General features: G+C 69.8%; 20 protein-coding genes and 1 riboswitch. Of the genes, 8 read left to right on the top strand and 12 right to left on the bottom strand.

Features of this window, described 5'->3' with window-relative positions; genetic code table 11:
- Positions 1 to 6: 6 nt before the first annotated feature.
- Positions 7 to 1,200, bottom strand: a complete 1,194-nt coding sequence (locus tag QL987_RS08635; RefSeq protein WP_290157238.1) for an amidohydrolase — start codon at positions 1,198 to 1,200, stop codon at positions 7 to 9.
- 103 nt (positions 1,201 to 1,303) lie between these two features.
- The gene (gene typA / locus QL987_RS08630) at positions 1,304 to 3,226 is read right to left on the bottom strand and encodes a translational GTPase TypA (protein ID WP_111075669.1); all 1,923 of its coding nucleotides are present in this window, start codon (positions 3,224 to 3,226) and stop codon (positions 1,304 to 1,306) included.
- A 192-nt stretch (positions 3,227 to 3,418) separates the two neighbouring features.
- Here typA and QL987_RS08625 point away from each other — a divergent pair, with 192 nt between their 5' ends.
- The 3 genes from QL987_RS08625 (at position 3,419) to QL987_RS08615 (ending at position 6,779) form a co-directional block, all read left to right on the top strand.
- Positions 3,419 to 4,168 (top strand): CPBP family intramembrane glutamic endopeptidase, encoded by a 750-nt coding sequence (locus QL987_RS08625; protein WP_221849958.1) that lies wholly within the window; start codon positions 3,419 to 3,421, stop codon positions 4,166 to 4,168.
- Between the two features lie 98 nt (positions 4,169 to 4,266).
- The gene (locus QL987_RS08620) at positions 4,267 to 6,105 is read left to right on the top strand and encodes an alpha/beta hydrolase (RefSeq protein WP_290157237.1); all 1,839 of its coding nucleotides are present in this window, start codon (positions 4,267 to 4,269) and stop codon (positions 6,103 to 6,105) included.
- Between the two features lie 23 nt (positions 6,106 to 6,128).
- Positions 6,129 to 6,779 (top strand): hypothetical protein, encoded by a 651-nt coding sequence (locus QL987_RS08615; protein ID WP_290157236.1) that lies wholly within the window; start codon positions 6,129 to 6,131, stop codon positions 6,777 to 6,779.
- Between the two features lie 87 nt (positions 6,780 to 6,866).
- Here QL987_RS08615 and QL987_RS08610 read toward each other — a convergent pair whose 3' ends face one another.
- The 3 genes from QL987_RS08610 to QL987_RS08600 are packed head-to-tail and all read right to left on the bottom strand — an operon-like array spanning position 6,867 to position 11,122.
- Positions 6,867 to 9,098: an ABC transporter ATP-binding protein gene (locus tag QL987_RS08610; protein WP_253467727.1), complete on the bottom strand. Its 2,232-nt coding sequence runs from the start codon at positions 9,096 to 9,098 to the stop codon at positions 6,867 to 6,869.
- A 28-nt stretch (positions 9,099 to 9,126) separates the two neighbouring features.
- Positions 9,127 to 10,137: an ABC transporter permease gene (locus QL987_RS08605; protein ID WP_111075674.1), complete on the bottom strand. Its 1,011-nt coding sequence runs from the start codon at positions 10,135 to 10,137 to the stop codon at positions 9,127 to 9,129.
- 1 nt (position 10,138) lies between these two features.
- Positions 10,139 to 11,122 (bottom strand): ABC transporter permease, encoded by a 984-nt coding sequence (locus QL987_RS08600; protein ID WP_111075731.1) that lies wholly within the window; start codon positions 11,120 to 11,122, stop codon positions 10,139 to 10,141.
- A 144-nt stretch (positions 11,123 to 11,266) separates the two neighbouring features.
- Between QL987_RS08600 and QL987_RS08595 the strand changes: the two genes are divergently transcribed.
- The 3 genes from QL987_RS08595 (at position 11,267) to QL987_RS08585 (ending at position 14,360) form a co-directional block, all read left to right on the top strand.
- Positions 11,267 to 12,949 carry an ABC transporter family substrate-binding protein gene (locus QL987_RS08595; RefSeq protein ID WP_290157233.1) on the top strand — a complete coding sequence of 561 codons (1,683 nt, stop codon included), beginning with the start codon at positions 11,267 to 11,269 and terminating at the stop codon, positions 12,947 to 12,949.
- A gap of 153 nt (positions 12,950 to 13,102) precedes the next feature.
- Positions 13,103 to 13,582: a peroxiredoxin gene (locus tag QL987_RS08590; protein WP_290157232.1), complete on the top strand. Its 480-nt coding sequence runs from the start codon at positions 13,103 to 13,105 to the stop codon at positions 13,580 to 13,582.
- Between the two features lie 178 nt (positions 13,583 to 13,760).
- The gene (locus QL987_RS08585) at positions 13,761 to 14,360 is read left to right on the top strand and encodes a hypothetical protein (RefSeq protein ID WP_290157230.1); all 600 of its coding nucleotides are present in this window, start codon (positions 13,761 to 13,763) and stop codon (positions 14,358 to 14,360) included.
- 170 nt (positions 14,361 to 14,530) lie between these two features.
- Here QL987_RS08585 and QL987_RS08580 read toward each other — a convergent pair whose 3' ends face one another.
- The 7 genes from QL987_RS08580 to gcvT all read right to left on the bottom strand — a co-directional run bounded on the left by QL987_RS08580 (position 14,531) and on the right by gcvT (position 24,854).
- A complete protein-coding gene (locus tag QL987_RS08580; protein WP_221851185.1) occupies positions 14,531 to 16,273 on the bottom strand; it encodes an ABC transporter ATP-binding protein in 1,743 nt (580 codons plus the stop codon).
- Positions 16,270 to 17,220: an ABC transporter permease gene (locus QL987_RS08575; protein ID WP_221851183.1), complete on the bottom strand. Its 951-nt coding sequence runs from the start codon at positions 17,218 to 17,220 to the stop codon at positions 16,270 to 16,272. The genes QL987_RS08580 and QL987_RS08575 overlap by 4 nt, the downstream gene beginning before the upstream one ends.
- On the bottom strand, positions 17,210 to 18,139 hold the full coding sequence (locus QL987_RS08570; RefSeq protein ID WP_204608988.1) for an ABC transporter permease: 930 nt from the start codon (positions 18,137 to 18,139) through the stop codon (positions 17,210 to 17,212). Before QL987_RS08570 ends, QL987_RS08575 begins: the two co-directional genes overlap by 11 nt.
- Before the next feature lie 230 nt (positions 18,140 to 18,369).
- Positions 18,370 to 20,010: an ABC transporter substrate-binding protein gene (locus tag QL987_RS08565; protein ID WP_290157224.1), complete on the bottom strand. Its 1,641-nt coding sequence runs from the start codon at positions 20,008 to 20,010 to the stop codon at positions 18,370 to 18,372.
- 415 nt (positions 20,011 to 20,425) lie between these two features.
- On the bottom strand, positions 20,426 to 23,359 hold the full coding sequence (gene gcvP / locus QL987_RS08560; protein WP_290157222.1) for an aminomethyl-transferring glycine dehydrogenase: 2,934 nt from the start codon (positions 23,357 to 23,359) through the stop codon (positions 20,426 to 20,428).
- Entirely contained in the window at positions 23,356 to 23,733 is a 378-nt protein-coding gene (gcvH, locus tag QL987_RS08555; protein WP_111075682.1) for a glycine cleavage system protein GcvH, read from the bottom strand. Before gcvH ends, gcvP begins: the two co-directional genes overlap by 4 nt.
- A 5-nt stretch (positions 23,734 to 23,738) precedes the next feature.
- The gene (gcvT, locus tag QL987_RS08550; RefSeq protein ID WP_290157220.1) at positions 23,739 to 24,854 is read right to left on the bottom strand and encodes a glycine cleavage system aminomethyltransferase GcvT; all 1,116 of its coding nucleotides are present in this window, start codon (positions 24,852 to 24,854) and stop codon (positions 23,739 to 23,741) included.
- A gap of 177 nt (positions 24,855 to 25,031) precedes the next feature.
- A riboswitch (glycine riboswitch) is annotated at positions 25,032 to 25,139 on the bottom strand.
- Between the two features lie 111 nt (positions 25,140 to 25,250).
- On the opposite strand from gcvT, the gene QL987_RS08545 reads away from it, so the two are divergent.
- Both QL987_RS08545 and QL987_RS08540 read left to right on the top strand, forming a co-directional pair.
- On the top strand, positions 25,251 to 25,625 hold the full coding sequence (locus tag QL987_RS08545; RefSeq protein WP_290157219.1) for a BlaI/MecI/CopY family transcriptional regulator: 375 nt from the start codon (positions 25,251 to 25,253) through the stop codon (positions 25,623 to 25,625).
- 13 nt (positions 25,626 to 25,638) lie between these two features.
- The gene (locus QL987_RS08540) at positions 25,639 to 26,376 is read left to right on the top strand and encodes a M56 family metallopeptidase (protein WP_181439315.1); all 738 of its coding nucleotides are present in this window, start codon (positions 25,639 to 25,641) and stop codon (positions 26,374 to 26,376) included.
- The last annotated feature ends 9 nt before the right edge of the window (positions 26,377 to 26,385 follow it).

Genomic DNA, 26,385 nt, shown 5'->3' with positions numbered 1-26,385 from the left:
GGCGCGTCAGTCGAGCGTCGCCCGGGCTGCCGCGACCAGGGCGTCGACCCCGACCGGGATCGCGGTGTCGGCCTGCGGCGCGTAGAACGGCGAGTGGTTGCTCGGGATGTCCTCGCCGCGACGGAACAGCTCCGGGTCGGTGATGCCCGTGAACCAGTACACGATCGGGGCCCCTGCGGCGGTGGCGAGCTGGCCGACGTCCTCGGACGCCATCGCCAACCCCGACTCCATGTCGACGGCGTGCGGCACGACGGCCCGCACGGCCTCGAGCACGACCGCGGCCTGGTCGGCGTCGTTCACCAGGACGTCGGCGCCCGGGGCCCGCTCGATCGTCGGGGCGGCCAGTCCCCCGGCGTCGCTCTCGGCGCGGACGATCCGTTCGATCGAGGCGATGATCGCGGCGCGGGTCTCCTCGTTGCGCGCTCGGGTGGAGATCTCGATGACGGCCGTGTCCGGGATGATGTTCGGCCGCGTGCCGGCGTGGAACGAGCCCACGGTGACGACACCCGCGTCGCTCGGGCCGACCTCGCGCGAGACGATCGTCTGCAGTCGGACCACCGCCGAGGCCGCCGTGACGATCGGGTCGAGGGACGCCTGCGGCGCGGACCCGTGGGCACCGCGGCCGTTGAACGTGACGGTGAAGCGGTCGCTCGACGCCATCACGGCGCCGGACCCCACGGCGACGACGCCGACCGGAGCCGGGGCCGAGTGCTGCCCGAGGACCACGGCGGGCTTCGGGAAGCGCTCGACCAGTCCGTCGTCGATCATCGCGCGGGCGCCGGAGATGACCTCTTCCGCCGGCTGGAACACCGCGACGACGGTGCCGCTCCAGTCCGCGCGGGTCGCGACCAGGCGCTCGAGGGTGCCGAGCAGCCACGTCACGTGGATGTCGTGCCCACAGGCGTGCATGGTCGGGCCCTCGTTGCCGTCCTCATCCGTCGCGCGGGCGGTGCTGGCGTAGGGCAGGCCGGTGCGCTCCTGCACGGGCAGCCCGTCCATGTCGGCGCGGAGCCAGACGACCGGTCCGTCACCGTTCTCGAGGACCCCGACGACGCCGGTCCCGCCGACACCCGTGGTGACGGTGACGCCGCCGATCTCGGTCAGGCGGTCGACGACGACGCCCGCGGTGCGGTGCTCCTGGAAGCCGAGTTCCGGGTGGGCGTGCAGGTCCTGGTAGATGGAGAGCAGGTCGAGAGTCACCCGTCCACCGTATCTCCCGACCGTGCCTCCCGACGCCGACGGCCCGGCCACCTGCGAGCGGTGACCGGGCCGTGGGACGGAGGACGGGCCTCCAGGGTGTGGCTTACGCGTCCTGGCGCTTGAGGCGCGCGTAGGAGCGCTGGCGAGCCGACGCGTCCAGCTCGACCTTGCGGATGCGGACCGCGTCCGGGGTGACCTCGACGCACTCGTCCTCGCGGGCGAACTCGAGGCACTCCTCGAGCGACAGCTGCCGGGACGGCGTCATCGACTCGAACGTGTCGGCGTTGGCCGAACGCATGTTGGTGAGCTTCTTCTCCTTGGTGATGTTCACGTCCATGTCGTCGGCGCGCGAGTTCTCGCCGATGACCATGCCCTCGTAGACCTCTTCCGTCGGCTGGACGAAGAACGACATGCGCTCCTGGAGGTTCGTGATGGCGAACGGGGTGACCACACCGGAGCGGTCGGAGACGATCGAGCCGTTGATCCGGGTCTGGATCGCGCCGGCCCACTCGTCGTAGCCGTGGAAGATCGCGTTGGCGATGCCGGTGCCGCGCGTCTCCGTGAGGAAGGACGTGCGGAAGCCGATGAGGCCACGCGACGGCACGATGAACTCCATGCGGATCCAGCCGGTGCCGTGGTTCACCATGTTCTCCATGCGGCCCTTGCGGGCAGCCATGAGCTGGGTGATGGCGCCGAGGTGCTCCTCCGGCGTGTCGATGGTCATGTGCTCGTACGGCTCCTGCAGCTTGCCGTTCTCGTCACGCTTGGTGACGACCTGCGGCTTGCCGACGGTGAGCTCGAAGCCCTCGCGACGCATCTGCTCGACCAGGATGGCGAGTGCGAGCTCGCCACGACCCTGGACCTCCCAGGCGTCCGGGCGGCCGATGTCGACGACCTTGAGCGAGACGTTGCCGACCAGCTCGCGGTCCAGGCGCTCCTTGACCATGCGGGCGGTGAGCTTGTGGCCCTTGACCTTGCCGACGAGCGGCGAGGTGTTGGTCCCGATCGTCATCGAGATCGCCGGCGCGTCGACCGTGATGGTCGGCAGCGGACGGACGTCCTCGGGGTCACTCAGGGTCTCACCGATGGTGATCGTGTCGAAGCCGGCGACGGCGACGATGTCACCGGGGCCCGCGGACTCGGCCGGGAAGCGGTTGAGTGCCTTGGTGATGAGGAGCTCGGTGATGCGGGCGTTGACGACGGTGCCGTCGTGCTTGACCCAGGCGACCGTCTGGCCCTTCTTCATCTCACCGTGGAAGATGCGGAGCAGGGCGAGGCGACCGAGGAACGGCGATGCGTCGAGGTTGGTGACGTGCGCCTGCAGCGGGTGCTCGTCGTCGTACGTCGGGGCCGGGACGTGCTGGAGGATCGCTTCGAAGAGCGGCTCGAGGTCGTCGTTGTCGGGCAGCGTGCCGTCTTCGGGCTTGTTGCGCGACGCGGCACCGTTTCGGCCGGAGGCGTAGACCACCGGGACGTCGAGGATCGCGTCGAGGTCGAGGTCGTCGACCTCGTCCGACATGTCGGAGGCGAGACCGAGGAGCAGGTCCTGGCTCTCCGAGACGACCTCGTCGATGCGGGAGTCCGGGCGGTCCGTCTTGTTGACGAGCAGGATCACCGGGAGCTTGGCAGCGAGCGCCTTGCGGAGCACGAAGCGCGTCTGGGGCAGCGGGCCCTCGGACGCGTCGACGAGCAGGACGACACCGTCGACCATGGAGAGGCCGCGCTCGACCTCACCACCGAAGTCAGCGTGGCCCGGGGTGTCGATCACGTTGATCGTGATGGGGCCGCCCGCGCCGAACTCGGCGGCGTGCTTGCCGTTGTAGAGGACCGACGTGTTCTTCGCGAGGATGGTGATGCCCTTCTCGCGCTCGAGGTCGTTCGAGTCCATCATGCGGTCTTCGCCCTCGAAGTGGGCGTCGAACGAGTTGGTCTGCGTCAGCATCGCGTCGACGAGGGTGGTCTTGCCGTGGTCGACGTGTGCCACGATGGCGACGTTGCGCAGGTCGGACCGAGTGGCGAGCGCCATACAGGACATCCTTTTGTGTTCGGAAGATGATCGGGCGAGTGCCCGGGGTTCGGGCCGTTCCCGAGGGTTCCCGGGCCGAGCCCGAGGTGTTCTCGGGACCAGCCCGAGGTGCGGGACCGTGCCCGACGGATTTCGGGACCATGCCCGACTCGCCAGTCTACCGGTAGTTCGCAAGCAGAGGGAGTACAGCGTATGAGCCGTCGGCGAACGTGGACCGAGATCACCATCGTGCTCATGCTGTCGCTGGGCGCGAGTGCGCTCTACTCGGTCCTGCAGATCATCGACGACCTGTCCCAGACGACACCGCTCGGGCAGCAGTCGACGGCGCTGAACACCTCGACGACGACCGTGCAGTACGTCGACCTCGCCCGCCAGTTGCTGGGCATCGCGGCCGACCTGGCGCCGGTCGCGCTGGTCTGCATGCTGCTCTGGAGCTCGTCACGCCCGCACCTCGGCCGACTCGGCATCGACCGCTTCCGTGTCCGTCCTGACCTCGGCGGCGCGGCGCTCATCGCCCTCGGCATCGGCATCCCCGGACTCGCCCTGTACTTCACGGGTCGCGCACTCGGCATCACGGTCGCCGTCGACCCGGCCGCCCTCGGCTCGTACTGGTGGACGATCCCGGTGCTCCTGCTGTCCGCCGTCCGCTCCGGGCTGCAGGAAGAGGTGATCGTCGTCGGCTACCTGTACTCGCGACTCGGCGACCTGGGATGGGGGCGGTGGCAGGTCATCCTGTCCACCGCGGTCCTCCGCGGCAGCTACCACCTGTACCAGGGCTTCGGCGCGTTCGTCGGCAACGCGGTGATGGGCGTCGTCTTCGGCTGGATCTACACGAGGTGGGGACGCCTGCTGCCCCTCGTCATCACGCACGTGCTCCTCGACGCCACCGTCTTTGTCGGGTACCCGTTCGTCGCGCACGCATTCCCGGCCCTCTTCTCCTGACACCGGGGACCGACTTCTCCACAGACATCCCGAGGGCTTCCGGGCCGCCCGGATGAAATGCTACGTTCCACACACTGCTCCGAGCGATGTGGGGAACGATGGGGATCGAGTTCGACGACGTGGCCGTGTCACGGCTGGTCGCGTGCCTGACGGACGTGGCGCTGCGCCTCCGAGCCAGCGGCGCCGGCCGACGAGCGAGCGCGGAGCGCGCGCTGCAGGACTTCCACGGTGCGTACGCCCGGCTGTTCGCGGCGGCGCGCACGATCGAGTCGGAGGACCGGGGCCGGTTGACGAGGGCGCTCGAGGACCTGACGGTCCAGCTCCACGTCGTCACCCGACAGGCGGACGAGGAGCGTCGCCGACTGGAGGCCCGGATCGCCTGGCAGGAACGCGAACGGCGACGAGACCACGCGTTGGTCGCCGTCGGCGTCCCGCCGGGGTCGGTCCTGGACTGGGCGAGCGGCGCGTGGGACCCCGAGCCGTCCGCGACCCCGGTGCGCCCGACCCCGGTGTCCGCGGCCTTCCGCGCACGGCCACGGCAGCGCAGCACCGGGAGCGGTGGCGGTGGTGGCACAGCGGGTCGGAGCGGAGCCGATCCGCGTCGACTCCGGGAGTTCAGCGGGTCCGCCGAGGTCCAGGACGCCGCGACCGAGCAGGACCTCCACCGGGTCCGGAACGCGTGGGCCGGCTTCACCGCGCGGTGTGCCTGGGTGCCGGTGGACGAGGCCACGTTGGTCGCCGGCTTCGGGGACCACCTCGCCGAGGACGTCGAGGACACCGCCTGGGTGCGTCGGATCGCGAACGCCTTCGCGGCCGCGGGCAGCGGGGTGTCCCTGGCGGACGGCGTGCTCGACGTCGCCGGGACGTCGACGCTGCCGACCGGACTCCAGCGGGTGTTCGACCCGGCAGTCACCTCGGCCGAGGTCGCGGCGGCGTGGTCGGAGCTCGGGCTGTCCGAGCACGACCTGCGCGCACTCCCCCTGACCACGACGCTGCAGATCGCGAACCTCGACGGTGTCCCCGCTGCGGCACGTGACATCGCCTCGCGCGCGGTGCTGCGGGCAGCGCTCGGGAACCCGGAGCGGGTGTACCGGATGCTCGGCCTGCGGTACACGCACGGCGCCGCGACGATGGACGAGTTCCGGCAGCAGGTCGCGGCGCTGTGGAAGGGCGTGCGGCGGGCGGACCGTCTCGCGCAGGAGCTGGAGGCACCCTCCGCCGCGGTCGCGCAGCTCGTCGGCTTCGGCGCCACGGACGGCGCACTCGTGGCAGCGGTGTCGCTCGGGGACCTCGACACGGCCTCGAACGTCACGGTGAACGTGCCGGGCGCGACCACGACGCTCGACAGCACGGACGGGCAGGTCCGTGCCGCCGCCGGTCTGCTGCGCGGCGCCGTTCGGCTCGCCCCGGCGTCGTCCTTCGCCGTCGTCTCCTGGATCGGCTACCGGGCACCGGAACTCGTCGAGGTGCCCGCGCACCGACGCGCGATCGACGGCGGGGCGGCGCTCGCCTCGTTCCTCGACGGTGTCCACGACAGCCGGGACGGCAACGCTCCGGGACGCCTCACGGTGCTCGGACACTCGTACGGTTCTGCGGTGGCGGTCGAAGCGGCTGCGCAGACGCGGTACCGGGTCGACGCCGTCGTCACCTACGGCTCGGTCGGGTTCACGGACGACACGCGGCCCGAGCACCTCAACGTCCGCCAGGTCTTCGCCACGGAGGGCGAACAGGACCACACGGCGCGCCTCGGCCGGATCGGCCGGACCGACCCTCGTGACCTCCCGGGCGTCCACGTCTTCTCGTCCGAGGCCGGGCCCGGGACGGAAGCGGTCACCGGCCACGACATGTACCCGCCGACCGGCGTCGGGTACCTGTCACCCGACGCCACGGCGCAGCGTCACATCATCGAGATCATCGCGACCGGGAGGCCGGGATGACGGCCTGGAGCAGGACGGTCCGCATGATCATCGCCGTCGTCCTGACGGTCGGACTGGCTGCCGGGTGCACGTCCGGAGGAGGAACCATGGAGCACGACGCCGGAGGACTCACACGGCAGGAGGTTGCCGCGCTCTCGTTGCACGAGGAGTACGACCGGTACCGCGAGCACTACCGGACGATGCAGCAGGTCCTGGCGGACGCGCAACGGCAGCTCTCCGACGGTGAGTGGCACTGGAACGGCGGCGATGCCATCCCGCAGATCGGCGGTGACGGGATACGCCCGATGGCCGGGGCCGACACGCACAACACGTACGCGCTGGAGTCAGGCCGGTCCTGGGACCCGGCCGGTGCGCACGGATCACGGTCCGATCTCGAGCCGTTGATCGACTACTTCGCCGCGAAGGGCTGGAGCCACCACGTCGAGCGGATCACGGACACCTACTACCTCGACGGGTACACCGACGACGGCTGGCGCATCCAGTACCTCGTCCAACCGAGTGGTCACTACTCGCTCGACGTCTTCAGCGATCTGTTCTGGACGAACGACGCCGACGCACTCTCCGAAGCCGTGGGCGGCCGCACCGGCGGACGGCACCCGTCGTCCTCGCGACCCGGCGAGTACCCGGAACCGCCGACGTGGGAGTCGCCGATCACCAGCCCACCGAAGATCTGAGCAGCGGCACGGACGGTCGCGCACCCGACCACGGACGGACGGGAGGCGGTGCGCACGTCGTGCGCACCGCCTCCCGTCCGTCGCTGGCTACGCCGCGATCGAGGCGACCTTCTCCGGGTAGTGGCACGCCGCCCGGTGGTCGACGTCCTCGCCACGACGGGGCGCCTTCTCCGGCTCGTCCGTCTCACAGCGGCGACGTTCCGCCTCGGGCAGGATCGCGAAGAGCGGGCAGCGCGAGCGGAACCGGCAGCCGGTCGGCCGCTCGGTCGGGCTGGGCGGGTCGCCCGGCAGCAGGATCGTCGTGCGGGCCCGCTCGACGACGGGGTCCGGCACCGGCACGGCGGACATGAGCGCTGCCGTGTAGGGGTGCATCGGGCGTTCGAACACCTCGTCGACCGCACCCTCCTCGACGGTGCGGCCGAGGTACATGACACTGACGCGGTCGGCGACGTGCCGGATGACGGACAGGTCGTGCGAGACGAACAGGTAGGACAGCCCGAGGCGCGCCTTGAGTTCGGCGAGCAGGTTGAGCACGCCGGCCTGGATCGACACGTCGAGGGCCGAGACGGGTTCGTCGAGGACGATCAGGTCGGGCTCCACCGCGAGGGCTCGGGCGATGGAGATGCGCTGCCGCTGCCCGCCGGAGAACTCGTGCGGGTAGCGGTCGGCCTCGGCGGCCCGCAGTCCGACCAGGCCGAGCAGTTCCGGCACGCGCTCGTCGATCCGGGAGGCCGGAGCGCCGATCGCCCGGAGCGGCTCCGCGACGACGTCGTAGACCGACATGCGCGGGTCGAGGCTGGCGGACGGGTCCTGGAAGACCATCGAGATGCGCTGCCGCAGTGCCCGGGTACCGGCTGCGCCGCGTGCCGTGGCGTCCGCGAGGGACTCACCGAACAGCTCGACGGTGCCCGCTTCCGGACGCTCGAGGTCCATCAGCTGGTGCAGGGTCGTCGACTTGCCGGAGCCGGACTCGCCGACCAGGCCGAGGGTCTCGCCCCGGCGGATGTCGAGGTCGACACCGTCGACGGCGAAGACCTCGCCGACCTTGCGGCGGAAGACGGCGCCCTTGACGAGCGGGAAGGTCTTCGTCAGGCCCTCGACGTGCACGACGGGCTCGCGGTCGGTGCGGGACGCCGCCACCGCGGCGGCGTGCTCGGGGATGACGGGCAGGGAGAAGATCCGGCCGGCGTCCGCGTGCGCGGCGGCGACCTCGGCGGTGCGGTGGCACGCGGCGGTGTGGCCGGCGGCGTGCGACGGCGCCCCAGCGGCGGCCGCGCCGAGGCCGGCAGCTGCGGCGTCGGCGGTGTCGAGGCCCGCAGCGGCGTCGACGGCGGTGACCCCGATGCCGACCGGCGGTGCGAGGACCGGCTCGGTCGACCGGCAGACCTCGCTGACGAGCGGGCAGCGCGCCGCGAAGGGGCAGGCGTCCGGCAGGCCGATGAGCGACGGCGGCGACCCGGGGATCGGCACGAGCGGCGACCGGTCGGTGGCGTCGAGCCGCGGGAGCGCCCCGATGAGCCCGATCGTGTACGGCATGCGTGGCCGGGCGAACAGCTCCTCGGCGGTCGCGGTCTCGACGATCCGACCGGCGTACATGACGGCGATCCGGTCGGCGATGCCCGCGATGACACCCAGGTCGTGGCTGACGAACACCAGGGCGGCGCCGGTCTCGCGCTGGGCGGTCCGGAGCACCTCGATGATCTGCGCCTGGATCGTGACGTCGAGTGCTGTGGTGGGCTCGTCGGCCAGGATCACGTCCGGGTCGTTCGCCATCGCCATCGCGATCATGGCGCGCTGCCGCATGCCGCCGGAGAACTCGTGCGGGAAGGCGTCGACGCGGCGGGCGGGCTCGGGGATGCCGACGAGCCCGAGGAGCTCGATGGCACGGGCCCGGGCCTCGGCCTTCGAGGCACCGCGGTGCAGGCGGACGGTCTCGGCGATCTGGTCACCGATCGTGTACACCGGCGTGAACGCGGACAGCGGGTCCTGGAAGACCATCGCGACCTTGTCACCGCGCAGGCGGCTCATCTGCTTGTCGGAGCGACCGAGCAGTTCATCGCCGTCGAGTTGGACGGAGCCGGTGACCTTCGTGGTGTCGGGCAGCAGGCCGAGGACGGCCAGGCTCGTCACCGACTTACCGGACCCGGACTCGCCGACGATGCCCAGGACCTCGCCACGGCGGAGTTCCAGGTCGACGCCGCGGACCGCGTGCACGGTCCCCCGCGGGGTCGGGAAGCGGACGTGCAGGTCACGGACCCGCAGGATCGGCTCGGTGCTGGTCGTCGGCGTCGCGGCCGACCCGTTCGTGATGGTGCTCATGCTGCTTCCCCGGTCGTCAGTGCGGCGGTCATGCGCCGGAACCGGCCTGTGTGTTCAACGCGGCCACGTCCACGGCCGCCTGGTTCTGGTCCCGACGGCGGTTGCGCTTCTCACGCTTGCCGGTCGTCGAGGTCGGGTCGAGGGCGTCACGCAGCCCGTCGCCGATCAGGTTCGCCGCGATCGCGAAGACCACGAGCGCGCCGGCCGCGAAGTAGAACAGCCACGGGCTGGTCAGCGCGTTGTCCTGGTTCTGGGCGATCAGCGTGCCGAGCGAGACGTCCGGCGACTGCACGCCGAAGCCGAAGTAGCTCAGGGTGGTCTCGCCGAGCACCGCGGTCGCGACCTGGATCGTGCCGTCGATGATGAGGAACGACGCCACGTTCGGCAGGACGTGCCGGAAGATGATCCGGAACGGGCCGATCCCCATGTACCGGGCGGCGCGGACGAACTCGCGCTCCTTGACCGACAGGGTCATCGAGCGGACGACACGGGCGGTGATCATCCAGCCGAACAGCGTGATGAGCACGACCAGGACGATCCATCCGGCGTTCTGGATGCGCGGGCTGATGATCGCGATGATGAGGAACGACGGCAGCACGAGCAGCATGTCGACGAAGAACATCACGATGCGGTCGACCCAGCCGCCGAAGTACCCGGCGGCGGCGCCCGTGATCGCGGCGATGGCGGTCGAGAACACGGCGACGAGCAGGCCGATGAGCAGGCTCTTCTGCATGCCGCGGGCCGTCTGGGAGAAGACGTCCTGGCCGATGCCGTTCGTGCCGAACCAGTGCGTGGCGCTCGGCGGCCGGGTGAACGCCGTGTAGTCGATCTGCGAGTACTGCCAGGGGCTGACCAGCGGGCCGAGGAACGCGAAGGCGAACAGCAGCACGATGACGATGACGCCGATGCCCGCGCCGCGGTTCATGAACAGCCGTCGTGTTGTCTGCAGGAACCGGTTGCCCTGCCGCTTCGGGCGGGCCGGGGTGTCGCTCTTCGCGATGAGCGAGGGGTCGACGGGTTCGATCCGGGTGTCGGTCATGTCATGCCCTCCTGACGCGCGGGTCCAGCGCTGCGGTCGCGACGTCGGCGAGGAACCCGGAGATGAGCACCACCACCGCGGCGAACAGCGTGTACGCCGTCACGACGTTGACGTCGTTGCCGTTCACCGCGTCGATGAACCACGAGCCGAGCCCGTTCCACGCGAAGATCTTCTCGGTCAGGGTCGCGCCGGTCAGGATGCCGAGGAACCCGTAGGCGAAGAGCGTGGTCATCGGGATGAGCGCAGTACGCAGCCCGTGCTTGAACGTGGCCCGTCCCCGCGTCAGCCCCTTCGCCCGGGCGGTCCTGAGGAAGTCCGAACCCAGGACGTCGAGCATCGTCGCTCGCTGGTACCGGCTGTAGATGGCGATGAGGCCCAGCGCGATCGAGATCGTCGGGAGCAGCAGGTGCGCGCCGCGGTCGACGAGCAGCGTCCACGCCGACCCGTCGAGTCCTGGGGTCGCCTCGCCCGTGAAGTTGATGAGCTGGCTGCCGGCGTCCTGGTTCAGCTTCGTTGCACTGATCTTCAGGATGACCGCGGTCAGGAACACGGGTGTCGAGAACAAGACGATCGAGATCGCCGCGCTGACCCGGTCCGAGATCTTGTACTGCCGGATCGCGTTCCACACGCCGACGAGGACGCCGAGCACGATGCCGGCGATCGATCCGACGACCAGCAGCCGGAGACTCACCCCCAGCCGCGGGAAGAACTGGTCGTTGACCGAACGGTCCTGGATCGTCTGGCCGAGGTCGCCGTGCACGACCCCGTCGAGCCAGTGCCCGTACCGGATCACCACGGGGGTCTTGTCGTTGACGCCGATGTCGTCGAGCTTGGCGTCGATGACCTGTGCCGACGGCGCAGGGTTCCGCTGGGCGTAGACGGAACGGGGGCTGAACGTCGCTGACGCGAGGAAGTAGGTCAGCGAGGTCGCGAGGAACACGAGCACGACGTAGTACACGAATCGACGCGCCAGGAAGCGGATCATGGAGGCCACCATAGGGCCTCGTTTGTTTCCGGTACATGTCGTCGCCCCGCCGGGCTCGTAACGAAAGTACGTCGGATACGGAAAATGCCCGTTGCCCCCGCTCGGGGGCCCTAGGCTCAGCGACAACTTCCAGAGGGGAACGAAATGAAGCACAGGAACGTCCTCGCGGTGACGGCGACCCTCGCCGGGATCGCACTCGCCGTGACCGGTTGCTCGGGCGGATCAGGTGGATCCGGCGGGTCCGGATCCGACGACTCGGGCAAGAAGACGCTGCCGACCTCGGCACAGATCAACCCGAAGCCCGTCTCCGACCTCGAAGACGGTGGCACGCTCCGTCTGCCGATCTCGCAATGGGTCTCGCAGTGGAACTACAACCAGGTCGACGGCCCGCTCGTCGACGCGGCGACGATCGAGCAGGCGACGATGCCGTACGTCTACACGATCGACGGCAAGGGTGCCCCCACCCTGGACACCGACTACGTGTCGAAGGCCGAGGTCACGAGCGACGACCCGCTCACGATCTCGTACACGATCAACGACAAGGCCAAGTGGAACGACGGCTCGGAGATCACCTGGCGTGACTTCGAGAACGAGTGGAAGACCACCAACGGCACGGACAAGGCCTACCTCATCGCCGGCTCCACCGGCTACGAGGACATCTCCTCCGTGACCAAGGGCGCGACCGACAAGGACGTCGTGGTCAAGTTCTCCACCCCGTTCTCGGACTGGAAGTCCCTGTTCAGCCCGCTGTACCCGGCCAGCCAGACCAGCACGCCGGACCAGTTCAACAACGGCTACAAGGGCAAGGTCCCGGTGTCGTCCGGTCCGTACAAGATCACGGACCTGAACGAGACCGCAGGCACCGTCACCATGAAGCCGGACGAGAACTGGTGGGGCGACAAGCCGAAGCTCGACCAGGTGATCTTCCGGTCGCTGGACGGCAACGCCGACGTGGACGCGTACCTGAACAAGGAGATCGACTCCGTCCTCACGACGACGTCGGAGCGCTTCGACCGGGTGAAGAACGCGAAGAACACGAAGATCCTCGCGTCGACGTCCGCCCAGTACACGCACGTCGACTTCTCGACGAACGGTCTACTCAAGGACAAGCAGCTCCGGCTGGCGATCCAGCACGCCGTGAACCGTGACGCCTTGGCTCAGGTCATCGGCGGGACGCTGCCCTACAAGCTCGGCACGCTCGACAACCACCTGTTCCTGTCCACGGACAAGGGCTACAAGTCGAACATCAAGCCGAACGCCACCTTCGACGTCGAGAAGGCGAAGAAGCTGCTGGACGACGACGGCTGGAAGACCGACGGCACCTACCGCTCGAAGGGCGGCAAGCAGCTGGCGATCGCCATCACGATCCCGTCCGGTGCCCCGACCTCGCAGCAGCTGGCCCAGGTCATGCAGCAGCAGCTGAAGGAGATCGGCGTCAAGCTCACCCTGAAGTCGGTCGCCACGGACGACTTCTTCGAGCAGTACGTCACCCCGGGCAACTACGACATGACGATCTTCGTCTGGGGCGGCACCGGCTTCCACTCCAGCTCGGCGACGATCTACACCTCGGGTGCCACCGGCCAGAACTACGGCCGTGTCAGCTCGGATGCGATCGACAAGCTGACGAAGCAGGCACTGTCCGAGCCGGACTCGGACAAGGCCAACGTCATCTGGAACAAGATCGACAAGCAGGTCTGGTCGATCGGACACTCGATGCCGATCACCGCGAAGCCCGCGCTGGTCGCCCAGAACCCGAAGCTCGCCAACTACGGCGCGTTCGCGGGTGCGCAGAACATCGACTGGACGAAGGTCGGCTTCACCAAGTAGCCACCGACGGACAGACACCGAGGGCCGGACGCGTTGCGTCCGGCCCTTCGTGCGTCCGGAACCGTGCGTCTTCGGCGAGCCGGTGTGCGCTCTCGCAGGACACGGACGGTGCGGTCCCCGTCACATCGAGTGCGCGGACCGTACTGTTGCCCCATGGCCATCCCCGAGCCGGGCACCGCGGCGCCGGACTTCACCCTCCCCGGCATGATCGTCCGCGACGGCGTGCGCACCGACGCAGAGTACGCACTCACCGCCGAACTCGGTCGCCCGGTGGTGCTCGCCTTCTACCCCGGCGACGCCACCCCCGTCTGCACCGCCCAGCTCTGCTCGTACCAGCAGGAGCTCGACGACTTCCGCGACCTGGGTGCCGTGGTCTGGGGCATCAGTCCGCAGGGCCTCGACTCGCACGAGGGCTTCGCCCGGAACGCCTCGCTGTCCTTCCCCCTCCTCTCCGACGTCGCCGGCGACGTCGTCCGTGCCTACGGCGTGCACGTACCCGGACTGGGACTCCGTCGATCGGTCTTCGTGATCGGTCCGGACGGCCTGGTGCGGTGGCGGCACGTGGGCCTGGTCGGCCTCCGCTTCCCGCGCGCCGAGGTCATCCGGGCCCAGATCGAGCTCCTCGTCGAATGAGGCGTTGACAGGAGCGGCCGACGGGGTGACGATGGACGCCCTGAGACCTCCGGGTTCGCCTCTCCGGGACATCGGGTCTCCTGCCGGTACGCGCTCGGCCTGTCTGGTCCGCTCGGTGGGTGGTCCCGGAGAGGCGCTCTCGTCGATCGGGCACCCGCCGTCTCCTAGGCTTGCCCCCATGCCCGAACCGACCGCGCCCGCCCGGCCGACCGCGCCCGCCCGGCCGACCGAGCCCGTCCGGATCGTCGCGACGAACCTCCGACGCTTCGCCGTCGCCCTCTGGGTCGTGGCGGTCGCCCTCGTCGTCATCGGACTCCTCACGAACGGCCTCCGCGCCGCGTTGCTGGTGCCGGTGCCGTCCCTCTTCACCGCCTGGTTCGCCTGGGTGGTCCTCTGGCGTCCGCGCATCGAACTGACCGAGGACGAGCTGGTCGTGGTCGACGTCCGCCGGACCACGCGCTTCGCCTGGCGGCGCGTGCAGGACGTGCGGTCGAAGTACGGCCTCGAGGTCGTCACCGACCAGGGTGAGCAGCGGGTCTGGATCGCGCCGCGGCCGACGGCACGGCTCGCCCTCGAACGGCCGGGAGGCACGGTGCCGGTCACCGTCGCCGCTGCGGCCGACGAGATGCGTGCGCGGGTGCCCGCAGCACTCGAGTACGACGGCGCTCCCCCGGCGACCGTGACGGCTGCACCGATCGTCCACCGCGTGCACGGCTGGGCGGTCGTCGCCCTCGTCGTCCTGGGCATCGCCGGCAGCATGGCCGGCGCACGCCTCTGATCCGCTCCTGACGGAGCCTGACGGGGCCCCGCGCACCCCGACGCACCCTGACGCCGGACCGGAGCAGTCCTGCGCGACGTGGGGCGTGCCTCTCGTCCGGTGCCCGCAACGACGGAACGCGCCGTCCCGGAGCCGGGGCGGCGCGTTCCGTGTGTCGCTGGTGGTGCGGGTCAGCGACCGAACTCGAAGCCGGCGCCGGGGATGGCGGCCAGCAGGTCCTTCGTGTACTGCTCACGCGGGTTGGCGAAGACCTCGTCGGTCGTCGCCTTCTCGACGATCTGGCCCTTGCGCATCACGCACACGTTGTCCGCGACGAGGCGGACGACCGCCAGGTCGTGGGTGATGAACAGGTAGGTCAGGCCGAGCTCCGACTGCAGCTCGGTGAGCAGGTCCAGGATCTGGCCCTGCACGAGCACGTCGAGGGCGGAGACCGCCTCGTCGAGGACGATGACCTCGGGCTTGAGCGCCAGGGCACGTGCGACGGCGATGCGCTGTCGCTGCCCACCGGACAGCTCGCTCGGGTACCGGTTGACCATCGACTTCGGCAGGGCCACCTGGTCGAGCAGCTCGAGCACCCGGGCGCGACGCGAGGCCTTGTCGCCGACCTTGTGCGTGCTGAGCGGCTCGGCGATCGTGTTGCCGACGTTGTACATCGGGTCCAGCGAGCCGTACGGGTCCTGGAACACGGGCTGGACGCGACGACGGAAGTCGAACAGGTCCTTGCCCTTGAGCGCGCCGATGTCGATGCCGTCGAACTGCACCGAACCGGACGTGATCGACTCGAGCTGCAAGACGAGCTTCGCGACGGTGGACTTGCCCGAACCGGACTCGCCGACGAGCGCCGTGGTGGTGCCCTTCGGGATCGCGAACGAGACGCCGTCGACGGCCTTGAGCTCGCGGGTCGCGATGCCCTGACCACGCAGCTTGTAGACCTTCTGCAGGTCCTTGACGATGATCAGGTCCTTCGCCGGCGCGCTCTCACGAGCGTGGGCGCGGGCGAGGAGTTCGTCGTCCTCGCTGCCGTCCGCCGAGATCGAGACGGTCTGGTGCTGCACCTTCGACTGGATGCGGCGGCTCGCGAGCGACGGTGCCGCAGCGACGAGGCGCTGCGTGTACGGGTGCTGCGGGTTCGCCAGGATCTCCTTCGACGGACCGGCCTCGACGACCTGGCCCTTGTACATCACCACGAGCTTCTCGGCGCGCTCGGCGGCGAGGCCGAGGTCGTGGGTGATGAACAGGACGGAGGTGCCGAAGTCACGCGTCAGGCTCTCGAGGTGGTCGAGGATGACGCGCTGCACGGTGACGTCGAGGGCAGAAGTCGGCTCGTCGGCGATGAGCAGCTTCGGGCGGCTCGACAGACCGATGCCGATGAGCACGCGCTGGCGCATGCCGCCGGAGAACTCGTGCGGGTACTGCTTGAGGCGGCTCTCGGCGTCACCGAGCCCGGCCTCCTGCAGGACCTCGATCGCGCGGGCACGGATCGCGGACTTGCCGGTCGCCATGCCGTTGGCCTTGATGGCCTCTTCGACCTGGAACCCGATCTTCCAGAGCGGGTTGAGGTTCGACATCGGGTCCTGGGGGACGTACCCGATCTCGGTGCCGCGGATCTCGGCCATCTGCTTCTCGTTCATGCCGACGAGCTCGCGCCCGTTCAGCTTGATCGAGCCGCCGGTGATCTGGCCGGTGCCGGGGAGCAGCTTGATGATCGCCTGGGCGCTCGTGGACTTGCCCGAACCGGACTCCCCCACGATCGCCAGGCGCTCGCCCTGCTCGAGGGTCATGTTCACACCACGGACGGCCTGCACGAGACCGCTCTGCGTCTTGAACCCGACGTGCAGGTCGGTGATCTCCAGCAGCGGGGCGCCGGGGGTGCCGGACGCCTTGGCGTTCGGCGAGGTGAGTGTCTCGCTCATCGGCGGGCCCTCGCCTTCGGGTCGAGTGCGTCGCGGACCACGTCACCGAGGAGGAGGAACGCGAGCACGGTGATGGAAAGGGCGGCGGAGGGCCAGAAGATCGTCGACGGGCTGGTGCGGATCGACGACTGCGCGGCGTTGATGTCGAGGCCCCAGCTCAGTGCCGACGCCGGCAGACCGATGCCGAGGAACGACAGGGTCGCCTCGGCCACGATGAACGTGCCGAGCGAGACCGTCGCGACGACGATGACCGGTGCCAACGAGTTCGGGATCACGTGGCGCACCAGGGTGGTGAACCGGCTGACGCCGAGCGCTGAGGAGGCGGTGACGTAGTCGGCCTGCTTCGCACTGAGCACGGCACCGCGCATGATGCGGGCGATCTGCGGCCAGGCGAACACCGCGAGCACGAGCGACACCGTCACGGCGTTCCGCGCCGGGAGCACCGACATGAAGACGATCGCGCCGAGGACGGTCGGGATCGAGAAGAACACGTCACCGATGCGGGAGACGATCGTGTCGAGCCAGCCGCCGTAGAACCCGGCGAAGGCACCGATCACGATGCCGACGATCGTGACGAGCACGGTCGCGAGCAGCCCCACGATGAGCGAGTTCTGCGCGCCCCAGATGACGCGGGCGTACACGTCGTACCCCTGGCGCGTGAAGCCGAGCAGGTGGCCGGCACGCGGACCCTCGTTGCTGTCGTTGAGGTTCGCAGCGCGCGGGTCCACGTGGGTGAACAGCCCGGGCGCGATCGCCACGACGATGATCAGCAGGATGAGGATCGACGAGATCCAGAACGTGGGACGGCGGCGCATGGACTCCCAGGCGTCGGTCCACAGCGAACGGGTCTTCTCGTCCTCGTTGACCTGGTCGACCGCCAGGAGCGGAGTCTCCTCGATCGGCGCGACGTAGTGCGTCGCCGAGCGGGGTTCAGTGTTACTTGGCATAACGGATCCTCGGGTCCAGGACGGCGTACAGCAGGTCGACCAGGAGGTTGGCGAGCATGAAGATGATGACCATCACGGCGACGAAGGAGACCACCGTGGGGCCTTCGCCGAGCTTGACGGCCTGGAACACCGTGCCACCCACACCGTGGATGTTGAAGATGCCCTCGGTCACGATCGCGCCGACCATCAGGTTGCCGATGTCGACACCCAGGTAGGTCACGACCGGGATCAGCGAGTTGCGGAAGATGTGCACCCCGACGACGCGGCGGCGGGACAGGCCCTTCGCGGTGGCGGTCCGCACGAAGTCGGCGCTCATGTTCTCGGCGACGCTCGCGCGGGTCAGGCGGACGATGTACGCGAACGACACCGACGCCAGCACGATGGCGGGCAGCACGAGCTCCGACCAGGGCGCCTGACCGGAGACCGTCACGCGGAACAGCCCGAGGTTGATGCCGAGGACGTACTGCAGCAGGAACCCGACGACGAAGGTCGGCACCGAGATGAGCAGCAGCGAGACGACGAGGGCCGTCGCGTCGAACAGCTTGCCCTTGCGGAGACCGGCGATGACACCGACGACGATGCCGGCGACGGCCTCGAAGACGAGCGACAGGATCGCCAGGCGCGCGGTGATCGGGAACGCCGCGGCGAGCTGCTGGCTGACCGGCAGGCCCGAGAACGTCGTGCCGAGGTCACCGCGGAACAGGCCACCGATCCAGAGCAGGTACTGGACGAAGAAGGGCTTGTCGAGGTTGTACTGCTGCCGGATCGCCTCGATCACCTGCGGTGACGGCTGGCGGTCGCCGAACAGTGCGGCGACGGGGTCCCCGGGCAACGAGAACACCATGAAGTAGATGAGGAACGTGGCCCCGAAGAAGACGGGGATGAGCTGCAGGAGGCGCTTGCCGAGGTACCAGAGCATCAGATCCCTGCCTGGTTCACAGCGCGCATGTCGTTCAGGTTCATGTCGTGAGGGGTGGACGGTCCGAGGGTCGGCACGGGTGTCCGGTGCGGGCGGCGGCGCCCGCGTTCGTGGGGGAAGGTGTTGACCGCCGTGGTACGGGGGCTCGGGGACCGTGGTCCCCGAACCCCCGTCCGGTTGGCCGCGGAGCAGGATACCTGTCCGCGATGTGTCTCCGAGGAGACCGGGTGTTACTTGGTGACCTCGACGTCGTAGTACAGCGGGACGGAGTCCCAACCGAACTTGACGTTCTTCACGTTGTCTGCAGACCAGACACCGGTCACGTTGGAGTACCAGAGCGGGATCTCGGGCAGGTCCTTGAGCAGCAGCTCCTGAGCCTGGTCGAAGAACTTGTTGCCCTCTTCGACGGACGAGGCCGAACGGCCCTTGGCGAGCAGCTCGTTGTACTCGGACGAGTCGTAGCGCGAGTAGTTGTTCGACGAGCCCTTGCCCATGGTCGGGCCGAGGAAGTTGTACAGCGACGGGTAGTCGGCCTGCCAACCGGTGCGGCTACCGCCCGTGAGCTTGTCGTCCGTCTGCAGCGCGAGCGCCTCGGCGAACGTCGGGAGGGCCTTGCCCTCGGCCTTGATGCCCAGCGTGCTGGAGATCGAGTTGGTCACCGCGGTGACCCAGGCCTCGTGTCCACCGTCAGCGTTGTACGCGATGGTGAGCGTGTCGTTGTACGGCGAGATGTCGTCGGCCTGCTTCCACAGCTTCTTGGCCTCCGACTTGTTGTAGTCGAGGACGTCGGAGCCCTTGAGGTCCGCGGTCCAGCCGTCGATCACCGGGGAGGTGAAGTCCTTGGCCGGGGTGCGGGTGCCCTGGAAGATCTTGTTGGTGATCTGCTTGCGGTTGATCGACAGGGAGACCGCCTCGCGACGGAGCTTGCCCTCTTCGCCCTTCCAGTGGTCCAGGTAGTAGGGCAGGTAGATCGCCTGGAAGATCGCGGCGGCCTGGTTGACGTTCGAGTCGGGGAAGTCCGACTTGTAGGTCGAGAAAGCGGCGTCCGGCACGGCGTCGAGGACGTCGAGGTTGCCGCCCTGGGCGTCGGAGTACGCGGTGTCCTGGGACGTGTAGAACGTGATCGTCAGACCACCGTTCTTCGGCTTGCGCTTGCCCTGGTAGTCCTTGTTCGTGACGAGCTTGATGTCCTGGTTGTGCGTCCAGGCGCTCTTGCTCGCGAGCTTGTACGGACCGTTGCCGATCGGGTTCTCACCGAAGGCCTTCGTGTCCTTGTAGAAGACCGAGGGGAGCGGCACGAAGGCGTTGTAGCCGAGCGACAGCGGGAAGTCCGACTGCGCCGACTTCAGCGTCACCGTGAACTCGTCGTCGCTCTTGACCTTGAGGCCGGTGAGCTCGGAGTCCTTGTCGGCGTCGTAGCCCTCGATGTTCTCGAAGAAGTAGCTCGCGCCCTGAGCGTTGGACTTCTGGGCTGCCCAGTTCCACGCCTTCGTGAAGGACTCGGCGGTGATCGCCTCGCCGTTGGTGAACTTCCACCCCGAGTTGATCGTGATGTCGAAGGTCTTCGAGTCGGTGGTCTCGACGTTCTTGGCGAGTTCCTTCACCGGCTTGCCGTCGGCGTCGTAGGTGAACAGACCATCGAACAGCGACGTGATGATCTTGCCGCCACCGGTCTCGGTGGTGTTCGACGGGATGAGCGGGTTCTGCGGTTCGCTGCCGTTCGTGGTGACGATGCCGGCGGCGTTGGCCGAACCGGAGCCGGAGCCGGAGCCCGAGCCGCTTCCGCCACCGTTGCCGGAGCAGCCGGTCAGGGCAATTGCTGTGGCCCCGAGCACGGCGAGGGCAGTGAGCCCAGCGCGCTTCTTGATCAAGAGTTCCTCCTGGTGCATGGGACGCGCCGGGCACAGAGGTCCCTCCCGGCACGTTTGACTCCTGAACTGTAGGCAGTGCAGAGAGGACCGACCAAACCCTGGGCGCATCGGTTACACGCCCGAAACCAAGTTGCAGGATCGTTGCGGCATCCTGCAACATCCCCGCGTCTGGGACGGAGCGCCGCCGATCCATTGCGTTTGCATCAACGTCCGTGCAGCGTGGAGGTGACGCCCGGGTGAACCACAGGTGTTGTCCGCAACCGCTTGCATTCGGAGCGCTCCACCCCGCATGATGCGCGACCGTCGGTCGTGATGACCACACCACAGACGGACCACCACAGACGGACGGGAGGCCCGTGGCGATCCCGCCACGGGCCTCCCGTCCGTCTGTTGCCTCGTCGGCTCGGGCGCCGTCCTACGCGAACGCCTCCACCGGCGGGCAGGCGCAGACGAGGTTGCGGTCCCCGTACGCCTGGTCGATCCGGCGCACCGGCGGCCAGTACTTCCGACCGACCTGTCCGGCCGCCGGGTACACCGCCTGCTCACGCGTGTAGGCGTGCTGCCACTCCCCCGTGATCACCGACGCGGCCGTGTGCGGCGCGTTGACGAGCGGGTTGTCCTCGGCCGGCCAGTCACCCCGGGCGACGGCGTCCGCTTCGGCACGAATGGCGAGCATCGCGTCGACGAAGCGGTCGAGCTCGGTGAGGTCTTCGCTCTCGGTCGGTTCGACCATGAGCGTGCCCGCGACCGGGAACGACATCGTCGGCGCGTGGAAGCCGTGGTCGATGAGGCGCTTCGCGACGTCGTCGACCGTGATGCCGGTGGCCTCACGCAGAGGACGGAGGTCGAGGATGCACTCGTGCGCGACCAGCCCGGACTCGCCTGTGTAGAGGACCGGGAACGCCTCGCGCAGGCGTGCCGCCAGGTAGTTCGCGCCGAGCACGGCGACCTCGGTCGCGCGGGTGAGCCCCTCGACGCCCATCATCCGGACGTAGGTCCAGGTGATCGGCAGGATGCTCGGGCTGCCGTAGGGCGCGGCCGAGACCGGGCCGCCGGCGTGGGCCAGACGACCGCCGTCGGCGTTCGCGTCCGCACCGGTACGACGGTCGGCGTCCTGCGCCATCGGGTGCCCGGGCAGGAACGGCGCGAGGTGTCCCTTGGCCGCGACGGGACCGACGCCCGGTCCGCCACCGCCGTGCGGGATGCAGAACGTCTTGTGCAGGTTGAGGTGCGAGACGTCCCCGCCGAAGTCGCCGAAGCGCGCGTGACCGAGGAGCGCGTTGAGGTTGGCGCCGTCGACGTAGACCTGGCCGCCGGCATCGTGCACGGCGTCGCAGATCGCGGTGATGTCGTGCTCGTACACGCCGTGCGTCGACGGGTACGTGATCATCAGCGCGGCGAGGGCGTCGGCGTGCTCGGTCGTCTTCGCGCAGAGGTCGTCGAGGTCGACGTTGCCGTCCTCGTCGCACGCCACGACGACGACCCGCATGCCGGCGAGGACCGCCGACGCCGCGTTCGTGCCGTGCGCGCTCGACGGGATGAGGCAGACCGTGCGGGCCTCGTCGCCCCGCGAGCGGTGGTAGCCGCGGATCGCGAGGAGCCCGGCGAGCTCACCCTGGCTGCCGGCGTTCGGCTGGACCGACACGGTGTCGTACCCGGTGACCTCGGCGAGCCAGGTCTCGAGATCGCCGATCATGTCGAGGTAGCCCTGCACGTCCTCGCGCGGGGCGAACGGGTGCAGACGGGCGAACTCGGGCCAGGTGACGGCGGCCATCTCGGTCGCCGCGTTGAGCTTCATCGTGCAGCTGCCGAGCGGGATCATGCCGCGGTCGAGCGCGTAGTCCTTGTCGGACAGGTGCTTGAGGTAGCGCATCATCCGGGTCTCGCTGCGGTGCGCCGAGAAGACCGGGTGGGTCAGGAACGCGCTCTCGCGCTCGAGGCCGGACGGCAAACCCGTGCCCGCGTCACGGACGGCGGTCTCGGTGCCCGGGACGGTCACGTCCGCGGCGCCGAAGACGGCGGCCAGGGCGACGACGTCCTCCGGCACGGTGGTCTCGTCGACGGACACCTGCAGGGTGTCGGCGTCCACGAAGTGCAGCAGGTACCCGGCGTCGTGTGCGGCAGCGACGACGGACTCGGCGCGGCCGGCGAACCGGAGCGTCAGGGTGTCGAAGAAGCCGTCGTGCACGACCTCGGCGCCCGCGGCACGGGCGACGTCGGCGAGTGCGGTCGTCGTCCGGGCGACCCGGTGCGCGATGAACCGCAGCCCCTCGGGCCCGTGGTAGACCGCGTACATCGAGGCCATCACGGCGAGGAGCACCTGCGCGGTGCAGATGTTGCTCGTCGCCTTCTCGCGGCGGATGTGCTGCTCGCGGGTCTGCAGGCTGAGGCGGTAGGCCATGCTGCCGTCCGCGTCGAAGGACACCCCGACGAGACGACCGGGCAGCTGGCGCTCGAGGCCTGCCCGGACGGCGAGGTACCCGGCGTGCGGGCCACCGAAGCCGAGCGGGACGCCGAAGCGCTGGCTGGTGCCCACCGCGACGTCGGCGCCCAGGTCACCGGGGCTGGCGAGCAGGGTCATCGCGAGCAGGTCGGCCGCGACGACGGCGATGCCGCCACCGGCGTGGACGCGCTCGATGGTACGGGTGGGGTCGACGATGCGACCGGAGGCACCGGGGTACTGCAGGACGACGCCGAACGCGCCGTCGAGCTGCTCGTCGGTGGGGCCGTCGGCGGCGTCGAAGCCGCGCAGGGTGATCCCGACCGCCTCGGCGCGGTGACCGAGCAGCGCCGCCGTCTGGGGCAGCAGGTCGGCGTCCACCAGGAACGCGTCGCCCTTGACCTTCGAGGCGCGGCGGGCCAGGAGCATGCCCTCGACCACGGCGGTGCCCTCGTCGAGCATGGACGCTCCGGCGGTGGCCATGCCGGTGAGGTCGGAGACCATCGTCTGGAAGTTGATGAGCGCTTCGAGGCGGCCCTGGGAGATCTCCGGCTGGTACGGCGTGTAGGCGGTGTACCAGCTCGGGTTCTCGAGGACGTTCCGCTGGATGACGGCGGGCGTGTGGGTGTCCGCGTAGCCCAGGCCGATCATCGCGCGGCGGACCGTGTTGCGGCCGGCGACGGCACGGAGTTCGGCGAGCGCCTCGGTCTCCCCGACAGCGGTCGGGATCGACGAGTCGGTCACCGGGGCGGCGTGGATGGACTCCGGGATGGCCGCACGGACGAGGGCGTCGAGCGAGGGCTGCCCGACGACGTCGAGCATGGCGCGCTGGTCGGCCGGGGTCGTCCCGATGTGCCGGTCGGCGAACGTGGTCTGCAGGTTGTCGTCCTGCCGCAGGATGCTGGTCATGCGATGGACGCCCGGTAGGTGTCGTGGTCCATCAGGTCCTCGGGGAAGGACGTGCCCTCGACGCGGAGCTTGACGAGCCAGCCGGCACCGAACGGGTCCTGGTTGACGGTGTCGGGCGTCGCGACGACGGCGTCGTTGACCTCGACGACCTCGCCCTCGATCGGCGCGAAGAGCTCGCCGACGCTCTTGGTGGACTCGATCTCGCCGAGCTGTTCGCCGGCGGTCGTGGTGGTGCCCACGGCGGGGAGCTCGACGTAGACGACGTCACCGAGCTGTTCGGCCGCGTGGTCGGTGATCCCGACGGTGACGACGTCGCCCTCGACGAGGATCCACTCGTGGTCCTTGGTGTACTGCAGTGCGGTCTGGTCGGTCATGGGGATCAGCCTCTCGAAGCGCGACGGTAGAAGGGGAGAGCGGTGACGGTTCCGGGGATGGCGGTACCGCGGACGTCGATGTGGAGGACCTGTCCCCCGTCGGCGCAGTCCGGGTCGACGAAGGCCATCGCGACGGGGTGGCCGAGCGTGGGTGACAGGGCGCCGGACGTGACGCTGCCGACGACGACACCGTCACGGAGCACGGCGTACCCGGCGCGTGCGGCTCGGCGGCCGTCCATCGTGATGCCGACGAGCACGCGGGCGTCGGCGGCGGGCACTACACCGGCGTCCCCGACGAAGGAGCCCGAGGTCGCGACGACCCGACCGAGTCCGGCCTGTGCCGGGCGGACCGAGGTGTCGAGCTCGTGCCCGTACAGCGGCATGCCCGCTTCGAGCCGGAGGGTGTCACGCGCGGCGAGTCCGGCGGGCACGACCCCGCGCTCGGCTCCGGCGGCGAGCAGGGCGTCCCAGATCGCCGGCGCGGCGTCGGTGTCGCAGTACAGCTCGAAGCCGTCCTCGCCCGTGTAGCCGGTGCGGGCGATGAGGACCTCGCTGCCGTCGAAGAGCGCGTGCAGGACCCGGTAGTAGCGGAGTTCGTCGAGCGGGGTCTCCGGCTGCAGGCGGTCCGTGACGACCAGGTCGTCGAGCGTGCCCGCGGCCGCCGGCCCCTGGATCGCGACGAGGGCGGTCCGGTCGGAGTCGTCGGTGACGGTGACGTCGTGTCCGGCGGCCCGCTCCTGCAGGGCCTGGACGGCGACGTCCCGGTTGCCGGCGTTCGCCACGACGAGGAACACGTCGTCACCGGTGCGGTACACGACGAGGTCGTCGAGGATCCCGCCGTCCGGGGTCAGGAGCAGTGAGTACTTGGCCCGGCCGACCGGCATCGCGCCGAAGGACCCGGCGAGCGCCGCGTCGAGGTACGGGACGGCGTCCGGCCCCTGCACACCGATCTCGGCCATGTGCGACAGGTCGAACACCCCCGCCGCATCGCGCACCGCGTGGTGTTCGGCGAGGTCGGACGAGTAGCGGACCGGCATGCGGTGGCCGGCGAAGTCGGTGAACGTGGCACCGGCGGCTTCGTGCGCGGCTTCGAGCGGCGACGAACGCAGCGGTTCAGACATGGACGGAGTTCTCCTGGCATCGGCAGGGCCCGACGACGATCGTCGGGTGCGGAACTCCCCCTCTGTCATGGGCCTGAGAGTTTCACCGCGGCCCGTGAGGTCCGGCGGCTTTCACCGTGGGCGAGACGACGGTTCCGTGGGATGCGCCCACGGCTCGTGTCTGCTTTTCAGAGTGGCCTGCCCGCTGCGGTGTTGGACCTGAGAGATTGGCGGGGAGCTTGCTCCTTCGGTGCCCGGACCCGGATGGACTGCGTCCGGGTCACAGGGCTCTCCCGCGGCGGGTGGTCGGCCGTCGTGTTCTGTTGTCCGGCGAGCATACCGAGCCTGCGTTACGGGCATGTGTCACGGTTGCGGGCAGCGACCAGGCCGGCGTTCGACATCACGTAGAGTGGCGCCGTGGCAGGACAGCGATCGCGCCCCCGTGGGCAGCTCGAGCAGGCGGTGCTCGAGGCGCTCTGGACCGCGGATGCCGGCCTCACCGCCCGCCAGGTCCTCGAGGCCTTCGACGAACCGCGCCCGGCCCTGACGACCGTCCTCACCGTGCTCGACCGGCTCGGCCGCAAGGGCACCGTGGTCCGTGAGCAGCACGACGACGCCCCGCTCACCTTCCACGCCGCGCACTCGCGGGAGGACCACACGGCCTCCCTCATGGCGAACGCACTGGCGGCGTCCTCCGACCGCGAGGCAGCGCTCCTGCAGTTCACCGGCTCGCTCGCCTCCGGGGACCTCGAGGTCCTCCGCCGCGCGATCGACTCCCGAACCCGTCCCTGACCGGACCGGCCCCGTGGTCGTCACCGGCGTCTGCCTCGTCGTCCTCGCCCTCGCCGTCGTCGCGTTCGCCCCACGGGTGCTCACCCGGGCCGCCTGGACGATCGACCGCCCGCTGACCGCCATCGCCGCCTGGCAGGCAGCCGTCGTCGTCGGGGTCGCCGGCTTCGTCGTCGGGATCGCCCTGGTGGTCCTCGCCGGCCGGCCGCTGACCGACCCGTTCGGCATCGACGACTCCCCCAGCCACGGCCTGAACGTCGGGGTCGCCGTCCTCGCCGTCATCGCGTTCGCCGTCGCCGTCCGCGTCCGCCCGGGCCCCGAGCACGAGGCCGTCCGCGAGGCGATCCGCACCGGTGCCGCCCCGCACCGCGAGGTCGACGGCACCCTGGTCGCCGTCCTGCAGGCCGACACCGCCCTGGCCTGCGCGGTCCCCGGCCGCTCCGGCGGGGTCCTCGTCAGCACCGGGCTCGCGGAACAGCTGCGCACCGACGAACTGGAGGCCGTGGTCGCCCACGAACGCGCCCACCTGCGCCAGCACCACACGGCCGTGGTCGGCTTCGCCGAGTCCGTCGAACGTGCCGTCCCGTGGGTGCCGGGAGCGCGGGCGATGGCCCGGTCGACCCGCGTCCTCGTCGAGTTCGCCGCGGACGACGCCGCCGCTCGTCGGGTCGGCCGCGACGCGTTGCGCCGGGCGGTCCTGGTGGCGGACGGGACGGGTGCACTCGGCGCGGTCCGGGCCTCCAGGCTGTCCTGAAGCGGACGG

Source organism: Curtobacterium sp. APC 4022 (assembly GCF_030407555.1).
In the GTDB taxonomy this organism is placed as follows: Bacteria; Actinomycetota; Actinomycetes; order Actinomycetales; family Microbacteriaceae; genus Curtobacterium.
This window is presented reverse-complemented; position numbering and strand designations above follow the sequence as displayed.

Coding starts and splice junctions, on each gene's coding strand:
- gcvP (WP_290157222.1), bottom strand. CDS start 23,359: ATGACCAGCATCCTGCGGCAGGACGACAACCTGCAGACCACGTTCGCC.
- QL987_RS08575 (WP_221851183.1), bottom strand. CDS start 17,220: ATGCCAAGTAACACTGAACCCCGCTCGGCGACGCACTACGTCGCGCCG.
- gcvT (WP_290157220.1), bottom strand. CDS start 24,854: ATGTCTGAACCGCTGCGTTCGTCGCCGCTCGAAGCCGCGCACGAAGCC.
- gcvH (WP_111075682.1), bottom strand. CDS start 23,733: ATGACCGACCAGACCGCACTGCAGTACACCAAGGACCACGAGTGGATC.
- QL987_RS08600 (WP_111075731.1), bottom strand. CDS start 11,122: ATGATCCGCTTCCTGGCGCGTCGATTCGTGTACTACGTCGTGCTCGTG.
- QL987_RS08590 (WP_290157232.1), top strand. CDS start 13,103: ATGGCCATCCCCGAGCCGGGCACCGCGGCGCCGGACTTCACCCTCCCC.
- QL987_RS08595 (WP_290157233.1), top strand. CDS start 11,267: ATGAAGCACAGGAACGTCCTCGCGGTGACGGCGACCCTCGCCGGGATC.
- QL987_RS08570 (WP_204608988.1), bottom strand. CDS start 18,139: ATGCTCTGGTACCTCGGCAAGCGCCTCCTGCAGCTCATCCCCGTCTTC.
- QL987_RS08625 (WP_221849958.1), top strand. CDS start 3,419: ATGAGCCGTCGGCGAACGTGGACCGAGATCACCATCGTGCTCATGCTG.
- typA (WP_111075669.1), bottom strand. CDS start 3,226: ATGGCGCTCGCCACTCGGTCCGACCTGCGCAACGTCGCCATCGTGGCA.
- QL987_RS08615 (WP_290157236.1), top strand. CDS start 6,129: ATGATCATCGCCGTCGTCCTGACGGTCGGACTGGCTGCCGGGTGCACG.
- QL987_RS08605 (WP_111075674.1), bottom strand. CDS start 10,137: ATGACCGACACCCGGATCGAACCCGTCGACCCCTCGCTCATCGCGAAG.
- QL987_RS08610 (WP_253467727.1), bottom strand. CDS start 9,098: ATGAGCACCATCACGAACGGGTCGGCCGCGACGCCGACGACCAGCACC.
- QL987_RS08580 (WP_221851185.1), bottom strand. CDS start 16,273: ATGAGCGAGACACTCACCTCGCCGAACGCCAAGGCGTCCGGCACCCCC.
- QL987_RS08585 (WP_290157230.1), top strand. CDS start 13,761: ATGCCCGAACCGACCGCGCCCGCCCGGCCGACCGCGCCCGCCCGGCCG.
- QL987_RS08620 (WP_290157237.1), top strand. CDS start 4,267: ATGGGGATCGAGTTCGACGACGTGGCCGTGTCACGGCTGGTCGCGTGC.